Origin of the sequence: uncultured Cyclobacterium sp. (genome assembly GCF_963977555.1) — a bacterium.
In the GTDB taxonomy this organism is placed as follows: Bacteria; Bacteroidota; Bacteroidia; order Cytophagales; family Cyclobacteriaceae; genus Cyclobacterium.
This window is the reverse complement of sequence record NZ_CAXBPD010000016.1, coordinates 43,750-61,013: the sequence shown is the minus strand read 5'-3', so window position 1 is coordinate 61,013 and position 17,264 is coordinate 43,750. Positions and strand designations below refer to the sequence as shown.

General features: G+C 38.1%; 10 protein-coding genes. 5 read left to right on the top strand and 5 right to left on the bottom strand.

The window, feature by feature from the left end:
* Positions 1-219 precede the first annotated feature (219 nt).
* The gene (locus AAC073_RS18235) at positions 220-1,026 is read left to right on the top strand and encodes an alpha/beta fold hydrolase (protein WP_339925240.1); all 807 of its coding nucleotides are present in this window, start codon (positions 220-222) and stop codon (positions 1,024-1,026) included.
* 70 nt (positions 1,027-1,096) lie between these two features.
* On the opposite strand, the gene AAC073_RS18230 is transcribed toward AAC073_RS18235, so the two are convergent.
* The gene (locus tag AAC073_RS18230) at positions 1,097-3,175 is read right to left on the bottom strand and encodes a helix-turn-helix domain-containing protein (RefSeq protein WP_339925239.1); all 2,079 of its coding nucleotides are present in this window, start codon (positions 3,173-3,175) and stop codon (positions 1,097-1,099) included.
* A gap of 215 nt (positions 3,176-3,390) precedes the next feature.
* Between AAC073_RS18230 and AAC073_RS18225 the strand changes: the two genes are divergently transcribed.
* Genes AAC073_RS18225 through AAC073_RS18215 form a run of 3 tightly spaced genes read left to right on the top strand, consistent with a single transcriptional unit; the run spans position 3,391 to position 6,162 of the window.
* On the top strand, positions 3,391-3,975 hold the full coding sequence (locus tag AAC073_RS18225) for an ankyrin repeat domain-containing protein (protein ID WP_339925238.1): 585 nt from the start codon (positions 3,391-3,393) through the stop codon (positions 3,973-3,975).
* A 10-nt stretch (positions 3,976-3,985) separates the two neighbouring features.
* A complete protein-coding gene (locus tag AAC073_RS18220; protein ID WP_339925237.1) occupies positions 3,986-5,092 on the top strand; it encodes an acyltransferase family protein in 1,107 nt (368 codons plus the stop codon).
* Complete coding sequence (locus tag AAC073_RS18215; protein ID WP_339925236.1) at positions 5,089-6,162, top strand: serine hydrolase domain-containing protein; 1,074 nt, start codon at positions 5,089-5,091, stop codon at positions 6,160-6,162. The genes AAC073_RS18220 and AAC073_RS18215 overlap by 4 nt, the downstream gene beginning before the upstream one ends.
* A 383-nt stretch (positions 6,163-6,545) precedes the next feature.
* Here the strand turns inward: AAC073_RS18215 and AAC073_RS18210 are convergent, their stop codons facing one another.
* Positions 6,546-8,657 carry a PQQ-binding-like beta-propeller repeat protein gene (locus tag AAC073_RS18210; RefSeq protein ID WP_339925235.1) on the bottom strand — a complete coding sequence of 704 codons (2,112 nt, stop codon included), beginning with the start codon at positions 8,655-8,657 and terminating at the stop codon, positions 6,546-6,548.
* Between the two features lie 299 nt (positions 8,658-8,956).
* Here AAC073_RS18210 and AAC073_RS18205 point away from each other — a divergent pair, with 299 nt between their 5' ends.
* The gene (locus tag AAC073_RS18205; RefSeq protein WP_339925234.1) at positions 8,957-9,379 is read left to right on the top strand and encodes an ABA4-like family protein; all 423 of its coding nucleotides are present in this window, start codon (positions 8,957-8,959) and stop codon (positions 9,377-9,379) included.
* Between the two features lie 151 nt (positions 9,380-9,530).
* Here the strand turns inward: AAC073_RS18205 and AAC073_RS18200 are convergent, their stop codons facing one another.
* From AAC073_RS18200 to AAC073_RS18190, 3 genes are all read right to left on the bottom strand, one after another.
* Positions 9,531-10,943, bottom strand: a complete 1,413-nt coding sequence (locus AAC073_RS18200) for a VWA domain-containing protein (protein ID WP_339925233.1) — start codon at positions 10,941-10,943, stop codon at positions 9,531-9,533.
* Positions 10,944-11,112: 169 nt separating this feature from the next.
* A complete protein-coding gene (locus AAC073_RS18195; RefSeq protein ID WP_339925232.1) occupies positions 11,113-12,789 on the bottom strand; it encodes a SusD/RagB family nutrient-binding outer membrane lipoprotein in 1,677 nt (558 codons plus the stop codon).
* Positions 12,790-12,807: 18 nt separating this feature from the next.
* Positions 12,808-16,185: a SusC/RagA family TonB-linked outer membrane protein gene (locus AAC073_RS18190; protein ID WP_339925231.1), complete on the bottom strand. Its 3,378-nt coding sequence runs from the start codon at positions 16,183-16,185 to the stop codon at positions 12,808-12,810.
* Positions 16,186-17,264: the final 1,079 nt, after the last annotated feature.

Here is a 17,264-nt window from a genome sequence, read left to right as displayed (position 1 = left end):
ATAAGCTATGCATGGTTGGAGCTAGTTAATTATTTAGAAGATTTAGTGTTTCTTTTATAAATTCAAACTAATGACTGTAATATTTTTTATCTTAGAAGAATAATTTATTTATCTAAAGAAATACCGTAGTTTAAAGTTCATTTATTTCTAATTCAGATTAATTCATGGATATGAGTGAAATATCTACCTGTCTTTGCCGCCATGAAATAAATCACGCCTATGCCAGCAGTTAAAGTAAATGAGGTTGAGATACATTATGAAGAATATGGAAATGGTAAAGAAACCCTGCTATTCTCCCATGGCTTTCTAATGAACAGAACCATGTTTGAAGGTCAAATTGATAAATTCAAAGCTAATTTTAGATGCATTTCGTTTGATCATCGAGGTCATGGTAAAAGTGAGGTTACCAACAGTGGGTATGAATTAGACAATCTTGTAATGGATACAATCTGCCTAATTGAAGCAATGAATTTAGGTGCTGTTCATTTCATTGGGATGTCGACAGGTGGGTTTGTGGGTATGCGATTGGCTATACGAAGACCTGATTTATTGAAATCCTTAATTTTAATGGATACATCTGCCGAAAAAGAAGACAGAGATGCAATAAAGAAAAACAATTTACTTGTATGGATATTAAAAAATATAGGTTGGTATCCAGTAATTGGTAAAGCAATGGCTAAATTATTTTATAAATCATATCTTAAGGACAAATCACGTCAATCGGAAGTTAAAATGTGGCGAAAAAATATTATGAGTCAAAATAAGAAAGGTATAATTCCTTTTGCAAAAATGATTTTTGAGCGAGATAGTGTGCTTGAAGAGCTTTCTGCAATTAGCATTCCTACTGCAGTGATTGTAGGTGAAAGGGATGTAGCCACTCCTCCAGCATTAAATAAAATGATAGCAGATAAGATTCCCAATGCTGAATACTATACCATACCTGACGCAGGACATTCTGCAGCGGTTGAAAAACCGGAAGAAGTGTACAATGCAATGAGAACATTTTATACTCATAATGGAATCTAAAAAATGAGGAATCAATTTGGCAACCTACTATTAAATTAACAAAATAATCGCTGCAATATACAGTATCCACCTACTGTTCCAAAATAGCTCTTTCTAGCAGGATTGTTTTCATAGCCTCATGTGCCTCCCAAAATTTTGATCGGATTTTCTGAGTCGTGTTTTTAAAATCGGGATGATCTTTCATTTTTAATAGAATAGGATCTTCTAGTAGAAAAAGCACAAACCAATACTGATAGTTTTCCTGCTTTGTAAATGATTTCAAATAGCTCATTCCTTTTTCCACCTCTCCTTTAGCTGCGTAATAGGCTGAAAAATTCAAATCTTTATAAATAGATTGATCATTTTCTGCGAAAGCGAAATAACTGTCATAATATGAATCGGCCTCCTCTTCACGACCGAGTTGTTCCAATACAAAGGCTATTTTGATATCTTCACTTTGGTAAATATCCAATTGTAGGTCTGACTTTATGGAAATAAGCTTTTTATAATAAAGCCAAGCTTCATTGTATTCTTTTAACGTGTAGCAAACTTTAGCTACCTCCTGGATGACATCAATTTTGGTAGTGTCATGCTTAAAGATTTTGATCAATGCAGCTTTAGTTTTTTTTAAGTCATTGTGTTGCCCCAATTTTATGTATTCATGAAGGTATTTTGAATAGTGGTTTTGCGGATTGAAAGCTTTGGATTTTTTTATGTATTTAGCTGCCTCGGTTAGAAAACCCGACTGGGCAAGTGCATTGCTTAAATGCAAATAGCTAATGCTTGCGGATACAGAATCCTTATCGGAAACCGCAACCTCTATACCCTGTAAAGCATGCAATAGATATTTTTCAGTATTGGGAAGCATGTATGCATAGATATCTGACAGGAAATTATGAATCCATGCGATATTGGGATAGTAGTCTAAAACTTCTTCAAAAGAGTTCACGGCCTGTTCATAATCTTGCATTTGCATAAAATACAGCGACCTGGCGATTAAGCTCTCGCCAATATCCGGATCGAGGAGCATGGCTTTATCAGCATAGTTCTTCAGTTCTTCCGTAAACTGTTTGTTGGCTTGAAATAGGTCCAGATAGTAATAAGATATGGCGACATAGGCATAGGCATTGGCAAATTGCCCGTCTTCTTGAATCGCTTTCTTAAACTGCGTTATCCCTTCTTCCAAACCATCCCCGGAATCATCATTTATTAAAGTAAGTCCTTTCAAATAATAATCATAGGCCACCAAATTATTGGTCGGGATCTTTTCTATTCGTTCTTGCTCTTTTGGGGTAATAACAGCATTGATTTCTGAAGCTATACTTTTGGCAACATCAGCTTGCAATTTAAAAACATCTTTTAATTCTCGCTTATAACGCTTTGACCAAAGGTGTTTATCGCTGGGTGCTTCAATCAATTGAATGGTTAGTACGATTTCATTACCAATTTTTTGACCGCTACCTTCCACAAAATAATTGACATTTAGCTCCTTTGATAGCTCAGGTATGGACTTTAAGTTGTTGCGGTATTTTTCAGAAGTGGTTCGGCTGGTCACTTTCAGGTCTTCTATTTTCTGAAAATTATCCAATATAGCTTCCATCAGTCCATTCATGAAATAGACATTGCTGCTGTCGCCACTATCATTTTTAAAAGGCAATACAGCTACCGATTTTCTTAATTTTTCATTTGTTTGGATATCCTTTTTGAAGAACGTATAAATGACTGCGGTTGCTATTGCCAAAATCACGAAGACACCAATCAGTATAAGCTTTTTGGAATTTAAATCTTTACCAGCTATTGGACTTACCTCTTCAAATTGGTCGTTTTCTATACTAATCTTTGATAAATCTCCAGGGGTATGCCCATACAATTCTCTGAAGCATTTGGTGAAATAGGAGGTACTGCCGAAGCCCACTTTAAATGATATTTCAGAAACAGTGAGTTCTTGCTCTCTCAATAATTGATAAGCATTTTGTAGGCGAACATTCCTAATAAATATGCTTACTGATTCCCCTGTTTCCTGTTTTACTTTGCGAAGCAAGTTGGACCGACTCATGAATATTGCTTCCGCTAATTCAGTTACGCCAAAGTGCTCATCCTCCAGGTTGTCTTGAATAATGGCTACAATTTTTTGTAAAAACGGGCTTTTGTGGTTCAGGTAGTCTATCATTTTGATGAATTGAAGATACGAAATAATTGGAAATAAAAACACTATATACAAAGCTCGTTTTAGGCCTTCTGCGTCATAGTTTATAGTCATTCGCCATAATTGCTAGCCTAAATGCATGGCTTATATTTAATGAAGCATGCTTGTTAAGTCGCGCTCCTGTTTCCTTCTGACCTTTGTTTAAATCAAAAAAACATCAACAATTAAAACTAAAGATCATGAAAACCATTCATTTAAAAACAACAAAAGTTCTAAGTACAGTAGTATTAATAGCTACATTACTATCAACTGTAGCATGTCAGGAAGCAAAAGAATCGAAGTCAACGTCTGATAGGGTAGAAGCTCCTGGCATACCTATTCAGGAAGCCGCATTTTTTGGCAATATAAGCGCTATTAAAGAACATGTATCAGCCAAATCAAATCTCAATGAAAAAGATGATTATGGCTCAACCCCCTTGCACATTGCCGCTACTTTTGGAAAAACAGCCGCAGCCGAGCTTCTAATAAAAAGTGGAGCTGATCTAAACGCAAAAAGTTCGGATGGCTCCACCCCTTTACATACAGCTGCATTTTATGGCAGAGTGGAGATTGTGCGGGCTTTGCTGGAGAAAAATGCAGCTATAGCAGTAAGGAATTCCTATGATGCAACTGCATTGGAATCAGTTTCAGCTCCCTTTGAAGCAGTAAGACCCATATATGATGAAATCAGTAAAAACCTTGGTCCATTGGGGCTAAAGTTAGACTACGATCAATTGAAAAAAGACCGAAAAGTAATTGCTGACTTGATTAATAATCACCAATAATCTTTATACCATGTTAAATAATAGAAGATATGATATCGATTGGTTGAGGGTAATTGCCATAGGATTACTACTCATCTACCATATAGCCATAGGTTTTCAGCCTTGGGGTGTGTTCATTGGGTTTATCCAGAGTAATGAAGCTTTAGAATGGATTTGGACACCCATGTCTATGCTAAACGTATGGCGTATCCCCTTGTTGTTCTTCGTTTCCGGAATGGGGGTTTATTTTGCCATTCAGAGACGTTCTTGGAAAGAACTATTGTTGGAAAGAACAAAGCGAATTTTACTTCCATTTATTTTTGGCGTGTTAGTGATAGTTCCATTGCATATTTGGCTGTGGCAATACTATTACAATCAAGATTTGGCCTTTATGCTTAATCCGGCACATCTATGGTTTTTAGGTAATATTTTTATTTATGTGGTGATTTTTACACCATTGTTCTTCTACCTAAAAAGTAAACAAGAGGGTAGGCTAAATGCAGTATTGAATAGGTTCATGGCAAGTCCATTTGCACTCTTAGTGCTTATGATTCCTTTTATAGGAGAAACAAAATTAGTTCAACCTGAAAACTACGAACTGTATGCGATGACTCCACATGGTTTTTGGCTAGGAATGATAGCCTTTCTCACTGGCTTCTTGTGTGTGTATGCAGGGCTACCTTTTTGGGAAAATGTAACAAAATTTAGATGGGTATTATTACTGTTTGCATTTACCCTATATCTTTTGCGTTTGCAGCAAATCACAACTGATTTATCCCACTATTTAATTCCTGTAGAGTCTAATTTATGGATATATACGGTTTTTGGGTTTGGACATAAATACTTAAATCGGCCTAGCAAAATGCTATCCTATTTAAGTACTGCAGCTTACCCAGTTTACATTGTACATATGTTCTTCCTATACCTTACCTCTTTGTTTGTATTCCCTATGGGCATTCCTCCTTTGGCAAAATTGGCTGTAGTTGTCCTACTCACCTTTGCAGGCTGTTTGATAAGTTATGAGTTCCTGATCAGGAGGATCAATTGGATAAGACCACTTTTTGGCTTGAAAGAAAAATCAAGCTTTAGTGAAAATTCAATTGCTGTAGAGAAAGAGTTAAAATTAGGAAAGTTATGAACTGGCCATCCCTAAGATCATTAGTCCATCTCCTTTTAAGCGTCACGTTAGCAGCTGCTTTTTTAAGCGGCTGTATAACGGACCTGTTTTACATACCGGGATCTATTGAGGAGGAAATGCAAAAAGCCGTTGAAGGGAAGTTTGACGGCATGATAGTATTTGTGAATCAATCGGGAAAATCTTCATTTTATAGTGCCGGATTCAATAATAGAGAAAAACAAATACCAGCTCATCCACATGATTTGTTCAAAATAGCCAGTATCAGCAAACTATATATGGCTGCAGCCACCACTAAACTTGTCGCTTCCGGAGAATTAGAACTCGAACAAACATTGGTTGAACTCATTCCCGAAGTAGGCAACCGCATAGCCTACGCAGATCAAATTACGCTAAGGATGATGCTTTCACACCGTAGCGGAATTCCGGAATTCATATACGAAGCGGAATACGAAAGTGGTACAAGTGAAAGTTATATGGCCACAGCCCAATTGGTCTTTGGTAAACCTGCAGATTTTAAACCCAATAAAAAATATGCCTACTCCAATACCAATTATCTGTTGCTCGGAGAAATTCTAGACAGAACGCTTGGTTATTCTCACCACGAATTCATTCGGAATAAGCTTCTAATTCCGCTCGGACTAGATGAGACCTATAGCCTTTACAGCGAGGTAGATTCCAACAAGGTAATGAGCGGTTACTTGATGGACTGGGAACCTGACCTAAAATCATGGGATCATACCAGACCGGGAGGCTCAATGATTGCAACAGCTGAAGACGTTGGGACCTTCCTTAGGACATTAATTGATAGCAGCTTTTTCAACGATAAGGAACAGGCTATTTATTCATCTGTGTATGCATATGAACATACAGGTTGGCTTCCGGGATATACCAGTATTGCTCGTTACCACAGTGATATTGACGCGGTAGTTGTTCAATTCGTAAATACAAGCGGCAAAGAAATATTTTGGTTGAAATTAGAAAGCGTGTACAACAGAATTGTAAGCGTTGTGGAAAGGAATCAATTAAACATTAATAACGATGAAACAATACCTAAACATAACATCAGGTGAGTTATCTGAAGCCAGAAAGTTTTTTTACGGGTAAGGAGTAAAAGATGTTAAAGATTATAAATAAATCTTAGCTTTTGAAGTAGTTTAAATAAGCAAATTCAAACCATTACACTTTCTTATTGAAATGTGAATGCCCGATCTGGCTAATAAATGCATTAAGTACATTTTAAATTTATTTTAATATGAAAAGTCAAATGATAATATTTTTTGGAATAGTAATGCTTTATGCTTGCTACAGTCCAAGGAAATCTGGTATCACCCAGCAACCAATATTAGCTGATTATCAAGTTGGCGAAAAATGGGTTTGGAAATACAAAGGGGTATCATCGGAAGGAGAAATACGCTCAGAAGGAGAAGATACCAGAGAAATAGTCAGAATTGATTCAATCCGGAAGGCTAAATACCAACACAGTTCCTCCTGGGTGGGGTTTCAATTTAGAGCCCCCTGCAGAGATGGCGATGTATTGCTTGCCGTTTACAGCGTATACACTTGGAGTAGCGTGGCCGTCAAAAGGCAGTTCATATTCCCAGAGAATTTCTCCATTTTCTTTGTTAAAAGCCCTGAATTTGGCATCTGAAGTAGCAGCAATAAACAATAGCCCTCCGGCTGTTACGACCGGGCCACCATAATTTTCTGTCCCTGTTACCGGGACTCCACGTTTGGTCAACTCTTCGTATTCACCCAGCGGAACTTTCCATTTGATAGTGCCAGTATTCAGGTCGACGGCGTTTAGTGTGCCCCAGGGTGGCTTAATGGCCGGGTATCCTTCATCATCCTGCCAGCGTTGAAAGCCGCGAAAGACATAGGGTGGTGCATTTTCGTCCCTGTCGTTTTTTGAGCCATTAGCTACCTCTTCATTAAAAAGGTAGGTTATAATGGCTTCACGACGCGCTTGCGATACCTGATCAAAGGCAGGCATTCGCCCTCCTCCCTTTTTTAAGATTTGCATTACGACATTCTTGTCTAATCGCTTGGAGATGTTTTCAAGGGAAGGAAAGCCTCCAGCAGGATTTCCTTTACGATCCGTCCCATGACAGGAGGCACAATGGATCAGGTATTGCTTTTCGCCAAAAGGCAATGTACTGCCATCAGCCTTTTTTGTGGGAACCAATTGATAAAACCAGGGAATCTCATTTACATTCGCATACAGTATTCCTTCGGGATCAGCTGCAGCGCCACCCCATTCCATGCCTCCATCGAATCCGGGAAACATGATTGCTTGGTCAACACTTGGTGGTGGATAGGCCCCATAATTTTTTGATTGGCTGAATACCTCCTTGCTCATTTGCTGCGCCCTTGGAGAAATATTAGAAAAATCGTCCAAAGTATATTCCTGTCGCATCAATGGTGCTGGCTTCGTTGGGAAAGGTTGTGTTGGCCAGGTTTGAATTTCATCAACTTTTGATGCGGCTTGGGGTCGTTCTTCAATGGGCCAAAGTGGTTCTCCCGTAACCCTGTTATATACAAACAACAGCCCCATTTTGGTACCTACAGCTACAATATCTACCTTTTCTCCCTCGTGCTTTACCGTCATTAAAGTCGGTGCTTGAGGAATATCTAAATCCCAAAGATCATGATGCACGAGTTGGTGGTGCCAAAGTCTTTCTCCCGTATTCGCATCAAGTGCAATCAGCGAGTTGGCAAATAAATTCTCTCCAAATCGGTTACCCCCATAAAAATCAGGTCCAGCCGTCTCCGTTGACAAATAGACGATTCCCCGTGGAATATCTATTGCCAGACCTGACCAGTCGGATGCTCCGCCTGTTCTTTCCAAATAGTTTTCCGGCCAAGTCTCTGATCCAAATTCACCAGGTCGCGGTAAGGTGTGGAAAATCCATTTTCGTTTTCCGGTACGAATGTCAAAAGCACGTACAGCACCTGGGACATCTTCCCCTACATTGCCGCCAATGATAAACATATCCTTGTAAATATGTCCGGGCGTATTGAGCATCACATTCGGTTTGCCCTCAACGTCCATGCCCTCACCAAGGTGGATTGACCCATTTTCTCCAAAAGAAGTGATTAGTTCTCCACTTTTTGCATTCAAGGCGTAAAACCGATTACCTTTCGAAGTAAGGATGCGACCATTTTCACCATCATCCCAGTACATCAGCCCCCGTTGATCCCCATCAGCGAGGGCTTCATGAACCTCGGAAGGATCAAAAGTCCAGTTTTCTTTCCCTGTCGCACCATCCAAAGCAACAATCCGACTGTGTGGAGTAGCAGTGTATAGCCAACCATCTACAATAAGGTTATTTGTTTGGTAATTGGCACTATCACCAGTCTGATAAGTCCAAGCCAATTCCAATTGAGACACATTGGCTGTATTTATTTGATCCAGTGTGGAGTATTGGTTGCTTGTAGGGTGACCCAGGTAGGTTGGCCAATCATCCCCGGCTCCTTCAGGCTTATTTTGCGTGCAGGCAGTTAGGTATAAAAACAGGGAAGAAATGGCAATAAACTTGTATTTTGAAATATAGCGACCATAGTCCATGTTCTACCAGATTATAATTTTGGGGATGTTGCTTTATTGAGAATGCAAAATATAAAAATTATTGGTCATGTCTATAAATGGGGAATCTTATAAAATACCAAACGATAAAAATTGGGATTTAAATGGTTGTAGCGTGATGGAGTGATGGGTGAGGAGGTGAAGAAGTGATTTGGTGATCGGGTGATGAGGTGATGAAAGCCAACCGATAAATTTTAACACAATTGTGTCAACTATCTTTTGCAAAAAGGGTTAATCTTCGTGATATTGTTAGGCTCAAGTAGATTTTAAAAATTCTTTTTATGGAACCGTCAATTATTTTTTCTTTTAGCAACTCATTTGTCCTTATCGGATGGATCTTGCTAATAATAATTCCAAATTGGAAATACACAGCTACCCTTGTATTAAATGGCGTAATTCTCCTCTTATCGCTGATTTACAGCACGATGATCCTGGCCACAATTCAGGATTTTGATGTAAATTCATTTAGTACGCTGCAGCATGTGAAAGCATTATTCCAAAGTGATATGGCCTTAACAGCAGGGTGGATACATTACCTGGCTTTTGACTTATTTGTGGGCCTTTACATCGTAAATAAAGGAAAAGAATTGGGATTTCCCAGGTGGCAATACACCTTATGCCTGCCATTCACCTTTATGTTTGGCCCCCTCGGTCTTCTTATTTTTCTGTTTATCAAATGGAGAAGAAATAAGGTTAGTCAATAGAATACTCGAGCCAAATAAATTTCCAAGGTTTTTCGATAATGCAAAAATGATTGCCATATCCTGTATAGCCAGCGTTTTAACCTAAAGAAATTTCTACAATTCAATTAATAAGGCGTAATTATGAAAACTATAACAGAATTCTTTTAATCCATCACTTTACTTCCTTTATTGTAGTCAAAGTTTCTCCCTCATTCACTTCAATAGTGAATTCAGCACCTTTGGCAGAACTGTTATAAACGCCGACTTCAGTCATACTCACCGTGTATTTACCAGGGTTAAGGATCAATTTTCGGGTCTCTTCTGTATAGGTGCGAATTCCGGCAATATCTTTTCCTGTGGTGAAATCCTTAATCCTTATTAATACATCAAAGATTTTGCCCTGGTGATTGGCTCCAAGATTAACCTCTGCAGTTTTAAAATCATGGCTAATTTCGGTTATTTCGCCGCTCCCTACCGAAACATTTTCTAGCGTATGGCTAGATGCTAGACCACTTACATCTCTTGCAATAAAGGTTACATTGTAAGTACCCGCATCAACTTCAAGCGTTTTTGATTTGGCATAGGTGCGGCTTCCCATTACATTTTGGCCTGTTGGGGTTGTAATCCTAATCTGGCTATCCCACATTTTGCCGTTATTGGTTACATTAAAAGTTAGCTTTGCCCCATCCAAACTTACGGTTTGGTAGGTCATTTTATCATTATAGGTTTTTACATTATTAACAGAAATTGGCGTAATGGAGCTTATGGAGTGCTGCCATACTTTTAAGTAATAGGTACCTTGAGGCAGATACAAATAGGTCGTGTCTGTGTAGGTTCGTCCCTGATCTGCTTGATTATTAGTACCAGCCATATAGGCTTGCACCTGAGCATCCAGCGGTTTTCCATTCTTACTTACGTATACGCCCAGGTTTCCTTTGGGTTTATCTACCGTTTGTGTAGCTACTTCTGTCAATGCATCTCCTAAGCCACTCGCATCGGCGGCATCGTAATAATTGCCATCGCCGGCTTTGGCAGCACACTCAAGTTGTTCGGTTTCGCCAGGTTTTAAGCCGAAGCCCACAATGTGCAATTTAAAGTCAATTCCTTCTTTTTTTGCTGCCAATACCACATCGCAGATATTTCCGTCACAGGATTCTATACCGTCCGTAATTAAAACTATGGTCGCTTTTTCCTTACTTATCCTTATCTGATCAAAAACCGTAGATGCCGAATGGGCGAGAGGTGTCATTCCCAAAGGTTTAATACTTTTCACTGCCTTGGCTACCTCGCTTTTTGAAGTGTTGGTTTGGGACAGCAATGTTTCTACATCGTCACAATCTCCCTTTTTTCTATGTCCATAAGCTACTAAACCGATCCTTTGATTCTCAGCAAAATTATTAATTGAATTTGAAAGCACGGTAGCTGCTATTTCCGTCTTAGTTTTGCCTTGAATTTGTCCCCACATAGAGCCACTTGCATCATATATAAAAACAATTGGAGACGGAACCTCCGAAGCTTGTTTGGATTGGGAATTGGCTTGAAAATAAAAAAGAAAAGTAGCTATTATAATCACTAACTGTTTCATAATCAATTAATTTGGACAACATTAAGTTAGTGTAAAATTGTTAGGAAATAAAATTTTATCAAATTTATAAAACCTCTTAGTATAGTGTAGGATCTTGGTAAGGGAAAAAAAAGGTTTGCTGAAATCTCTTTCAGCAAACCCTCTGTTATTAATTGGTGGTTTAAAATGATTAATAGGGCATGTTTGTACCTTGCAATAACCACATTTTTGAGCGGGTATCATCATTCGTTGGTACCTGTACAAATTCAGATTTTTCCAATCTCTCAACAGCTTCATTGTATTTATCAACATACTGCGGATCTGGTGGATTAGGTGAGTCGTAATGATACCTAATTGGAATTGAAGGCTGTGCAGCATCATATGGAGGTACAAAATCCGGATAACCTGTTCTACGCCAATCAAACCATGGCTCGGGCCTGAAAAACATGGATATGTATTTTTGAGTCATGATGCGCTCATGCTTATTGGTTGCTTGACTCAGGTCAACTTCTTCCTGATTATAAAATGCTTCAAAATCAAAGCCTCCTACATAGTCACCAAATATTCCCCATTCACCCATAGAAGCTTCAATTGCCTTTTTATAGTGGGCTTCTGAATTAGTTACGCCGAATGCACCAATTTCTGCTGCTTCAGCCAGTATAAATTCAACTTCAGAATAGGTGATAATATCCATCCCTACATATTCATTTGCATTTTGAAAATAAATATCGCTAAGACGACTATTAAACGGAGTGGTTTTAGGCTCAACTGATGTTGCTTGAGGACCAGCGTTATAGGCAGTCCACGAAGCTTGACTACCGACAGGTAATCCAACGTACAGATTTGTATCCAGGTCATCATAACCGCTCGGGTAGGGCAGTACTTCTACAGGGAAAGTCTGTCCTAGCGGGTCTGTGTATTGAATCGTTGTTGCTGTGGCTACATCCTTATCCCATTTCTTTTCAACAGGACGCAACCATCTATACAATCTCGGATCATTTTGATCTCTTAATGAATTAAGAAAACCTAAGCCCATTCTCCTAGCATAAGTCAGTTCAGAAGACCTAAATTGTCCCCCACGAAAAGAAGTAGCTGCGGAATTACCTAGATAATCCAGCACAGCATTGTCATCACTACTTGTGAAAACATTTTGAGCAGCATCCTGGAACTCAGCATCTAAATCGATACTTAATTCATTTCTTTTATTATTTAGTAACAAGCACATCCTGATTCTGAGTGAATTGATAAACTTTACCCATTTGTCTTTATCTCCATTGTACAACAAGTCATACCCATCTAATACAGGAACTTGAGATCCGGGAATCCCTTCGATCATATTTTTTGCTTTTTTCAAATTGACCAATAGGGTTTCATAAATCTCTTTTTGCTGATCATATTTTGGAAAAACAACTCCTTCTTCCAGCTGATTGGTTTCTGTAAAGGGAACATCGCCATAAATCTTCGTAGCTAAATCTATAAGTCCAGCCTGATATACCAATGCTACAGCCTCAGTGAAAACATTTCCTTGCTCAATACTGAGGTCAGACATGGCTTTTACATCTACTAAATTTGAATAGATAGATTCCCAAGGACTGCTTTGTCCTGGTGTCCAATACAGCGCATTTAATTCCTCCGATTTATAACCATCGCCAACTTGATAATATTGCAATAAGGAAGGAATTCTTGAACCCCAATAACCAAACTCGCTATAGGTACTAGCCAAATTGAAGGTGTTGGTAGTTAATAGAAAGTTTGGGTCAACTTCGTTAACATCATTGGGACTTATACTCAATTTGTCAAAATCACTACATGAGTTTAAAATCGGAATGAATGCAATGGATAATATTATTATTATAATTTTCTTCATGATCAATATTTATTATAATTAAAACCCAACATTTAATTTCATACCTAAACTTCGGGTACGTGGAATCACAGAGTAAAACTCATAGCCTGGTTCATTCCTAGTCCCTCTGGCGGTATAAGCAGTTTCAGGATCGATGAATACATTGTGTTTTGTCCACATAAATAAATTTTGACCTAGCAGCGATAAAGACATATTTTGCAGGTTGAATTTATTTACTACAGCCTTAGGAAACCTATAGGTAATGGACACCTCTCTTAACTTCACATAAGTGGCACTGTACAAATTAGCAGATGCCAAGTACCTGTCTGCGCCTTTTTGTGCATTATACGGACTGAGCCATATTGTACCCGGGCCTCCAAAATTCTCGATATATCCTCCTTGGCCATCTTCTCTAACGCCTACATCAAAACTGGCATCATCTACATAAACTTTTTCTCCTGAAGCATTGATATAGCTTCTGGCTTCTCGTTGAGCCTCATCTTGCCATTCAAAACCACCATATTCAGCATCTCGTCCTCCAACCCATTCATGTGAATATTTTTCAGGGTTGTCTTTAATTTGCTGTACGATGTCTACATTAGGGTCATAATCCACACTTCCATTGATATATTCTGGAAATCTGCCATCATTTTTTCCTTGCCTTAAAGTCTCTGAATAGAATTCTCCTCCTGATCTCCAATCAATTACTGCAGAAAGGCTAAAGTTCTTATATTGCACATTGGGGTTTATTCCCAATACAAAATCAGGGTTGTAGTTTCCAATTTTTTCAAAGTTCTCAGGATTTTGATCCCTTTCAGGCTTACCATTACTATATATGATGGCATGTCCATAGTACTCAGAGTTTGGATCTTCTACTTTAAAGTAGGGGGCTTGATAAATATCGCCTACCTGATCTCCAGGATAGGTATAGAAATAAGCGTAGCCTTGGCTATACCCAAAGTATTCAACTCCATCTGCTAGCTCCACAATTGTAGTTCTGTTCCTTGTGAAATTTAATCCTAAATCAAATGAAAAATCCTTTTGCCTCACAATTGAGGTTCCTAGGGTGACATCCCAGCCATTACTCCTAACCAGTCCTGCATTAATAAGTTTGCTGTTCGCTCCTGAGGTAATAGGGGTACTAATGCCAAGTACCTGATTTTTATTATCCATGGTATAATAGGTGGCATCTAATGTTAACCTGTTATTAAACAATGACAAGTCAACACCAATTTCTTTGGATGTAGCTATTTCAGGTTTCAGTTGCGAATTTTTAGCAACCTTGTCAATACTGGCTCTTTTGGTATCACCCCAATCTGCACCAAAATTATAATATCTTTGAAGCTGATACGGATCTACATCATTACCTACCTGAGCATAACCTGCACGAACCTTGGCAAGGCTAATCCAAGCTGGCATTTCAAACATTTCATTTACCAGCACACTTATAGAAGCTGAAGGGTAAAAGTAGGAGCGGTTTTCTTTGGGCAATGTACTAGACCAATCATTCCTAGCAGTTAGGTCAAGATAAACCGTGTTTTTATAGCCTATCGAAGTTTGGCCAAAAAGGCTGTTCACTTTCTTCTTACTCAAGAAGTTGTTGTAAATGACGGAGCCTGGACCTCCATTACTAATGGTATACAAGCCAGGAATAACCAAGTTTGTTGTCGAATTTTGAATATTTTCTTGGTAGTTGTATCTAAGATTCCCACCAGCATTAGCTTGTATGTCAAAATCCCCAAAAGTTTTGTTATAAGAAAATAGGCCCTCCCAGTTTTGTTCCCTAAAACCAGAATTTTGAATGTCAAAATTTCCTTTTTTTGAATCAACTGTATCCCATGGCCTTTGATTAACTGCTCTTTGGTTTAACTGGCTCCGTAAATATCTTGCTGTAAACCGCAGGTCTTTAGCAAACTCATAAGCCACTTGGATTTTAGTCATTGCCTGTACACGATCAAAACTAGTTGTGGCTAACTCTTGCATCAGGTAAGGATTGTTCCACCTTTCTTTCCAGCGGGTTTGAACAATACCTTCTTGATTAGGCATCCACCATGTTTCTGGATTACTGTAAAGGGACATGTCTACTTGTGGCCCAACCGTTAAAATGGCTCTTGTTGGCGTAAGAAAACTTCTATACGTATTTGGTCTATTATCTGACCTTGACTCATTCAAGGACGTCATCACTGTCACCTCCAAATTATCAGTCAGGTTCATGGTACCATTAATGCTGATATTATTCTTTTTCAAATCTACATTCGGCATAATGCCTTTGTTGAGGTAGTTACCCAAAGAAACGCGGAAATTGGCTTTATCATAGTTACCGCTAACACCCACATTGTTTACCTGTGTCCAGCCGTTTTGATAAAAATTTTCCTGTCGATTGATATTGTTTTGATAGGAAACCAATTCGCTTGGACTGTCCTGGTTTCTTTGTTGGGCAATAAAACCATTGTCTAACTTTGGTCCCCAAAATTCATAGGCATCGTTTTCAAATACAAATGCACCTTCTTGCCCTGAAGCAAACTCATTTTGTACTGGAAGGTATTGATAAGGATTGTCAACAATAAAGGATGAATTGAAATCCACTCCTAAACCTTTTTTCTCACCCGCACCAGATTTCGTCGTAATTAGTACTACTCCATTCGCTGCACGTGATCCGTAAAGGGCCGCAGCACTAGGTCCTTTTAATACTGACATTGATTCAATATCTTCTGGATTAATGTCTGAAATAGCATTTCCAAGGTCAGCCTGATTAAACAGGTTATCCGTAGTGTTATAAACCGGCACACCATCAATAACGAACAAAGGTTGATTGTCAGAATTTAAAGATGACGCTCCTCTTATAACCATATTCATAGAAGAACCTTTAACTCCGTATGTTTGGGAAATCTGTACACCGGCTATTTTACCTTGCATTGAACTAAGTACACTAGCCTGTGGCGTTCTATTCAACTCCTCCCCATTGACTGTCCCTACTGAATAACCCAATGATTCTTTCTCACGAGAAATACCTAGAGCAGTAACCACTATTTCATTCAGCCCAACTGCAGCATCAACCATGGTGATGTTTAAGATTGACTGACTACCTATCGCCACTTCCTGTCGTTGATATCCAATATATGAAAACTGCAAGGATTCAGTATTAGATGGGACAGAAATGGAATAATCACCATCTAGGTTGGTTACGGTACCGCTGGTAGACCCTTTAACTAAAACGGCAACACCAATCAATGGTGTTCCATCTGCATCTGTAACTAATCCAGTTATTGTTTTTTGTGAATTGGTATTCTGTGAATAGGTAACTGTACTAAACAACATTCCGGCATTTAATACTAACAAAAACAGACTTATCTGTATGGTCCGTATTGTTTTACGGGGAAGACCCTCAAGATCTCCACTAATTTGTTTTTTTTTCATTTCTTGTAATTTTAAAATAAATTCATTTGAAACCGAAGGCTATTTTTTGAGCCTCACGGGTTTAATAATATCAGTTCGTTTGTTTCTATTTCATAGGCATATTTTCTTGGTTTTAGGGTTTATTAAAATTTGTTTTAATCTAGTATTCTAGGTATTAGAAGGCGAAAAAAAAATTGCTGTTCCAAACCTTAAAGCAAGATTGCAATATTAAATATACAACCAAGTCTAAATTTCAAAATATCTGCAATCATAATTAAATGATAATGTACAGATAATTTTGTTATAAATAAAAGCGAATTATTGGTGAATACCTATTTTTTAATGGTAAACTCAGGCATTTAGGTTAATTACACAAATAATATAGTGATATTTTAGGTTAATATGGCTATAAATATGGTTTGTTATGTGAAAAAATACAGATGATTTAGTAATAAAATGATAGCATTAATTTTTCAGCGTTATTGGTAATTTTTTACATTACCGTTGTCAATACTTATATTTATGAAAGTATTTAGACTCGATTTTGTAAAATATTTAAGACTTAAGAGGTATAGGTGAAGCCTATGCTGCCTATAGGATTCTTTTTTTTAATAAAGCAGGTCAGCGTGTGGAAATAAACAATTGTTGTAACTGCTTAGACTTAGAAGAGAGGTGGAGCTTCTTTGGAAAAATATTAAAAAAGCTGGATTAAAAATATAAAGCTTAATTAAAGCTGTATAGGTAGTTTAAAATATAGGGTTGGACAAAAAATATCCCAAAATCTGGCTGAAAATTAGTTTCTACTTTACATTCGTATCAACCTTCAAAAAATTACTTTATTGGGCACAATACATACAACTTAAAGAAGCCCTAGCAAGGCAAAATCAATAAAACTCCTGATTTAATTTGCGTTTAGATTAATAAATCCAAAATAGGCAATTTATTTTGTGCTGATCCTACGCGACAGACAAAATCAGCCACTTCGTTGCTGTTTGGAAATTTAATTGCGATTACAACTTTTCCCGTACAAACGAGGACTGACTGTACAAATCCTATTACCTTTTCTGGGTTACAAGAACTGGGAAAAGAAAGGTACTTAT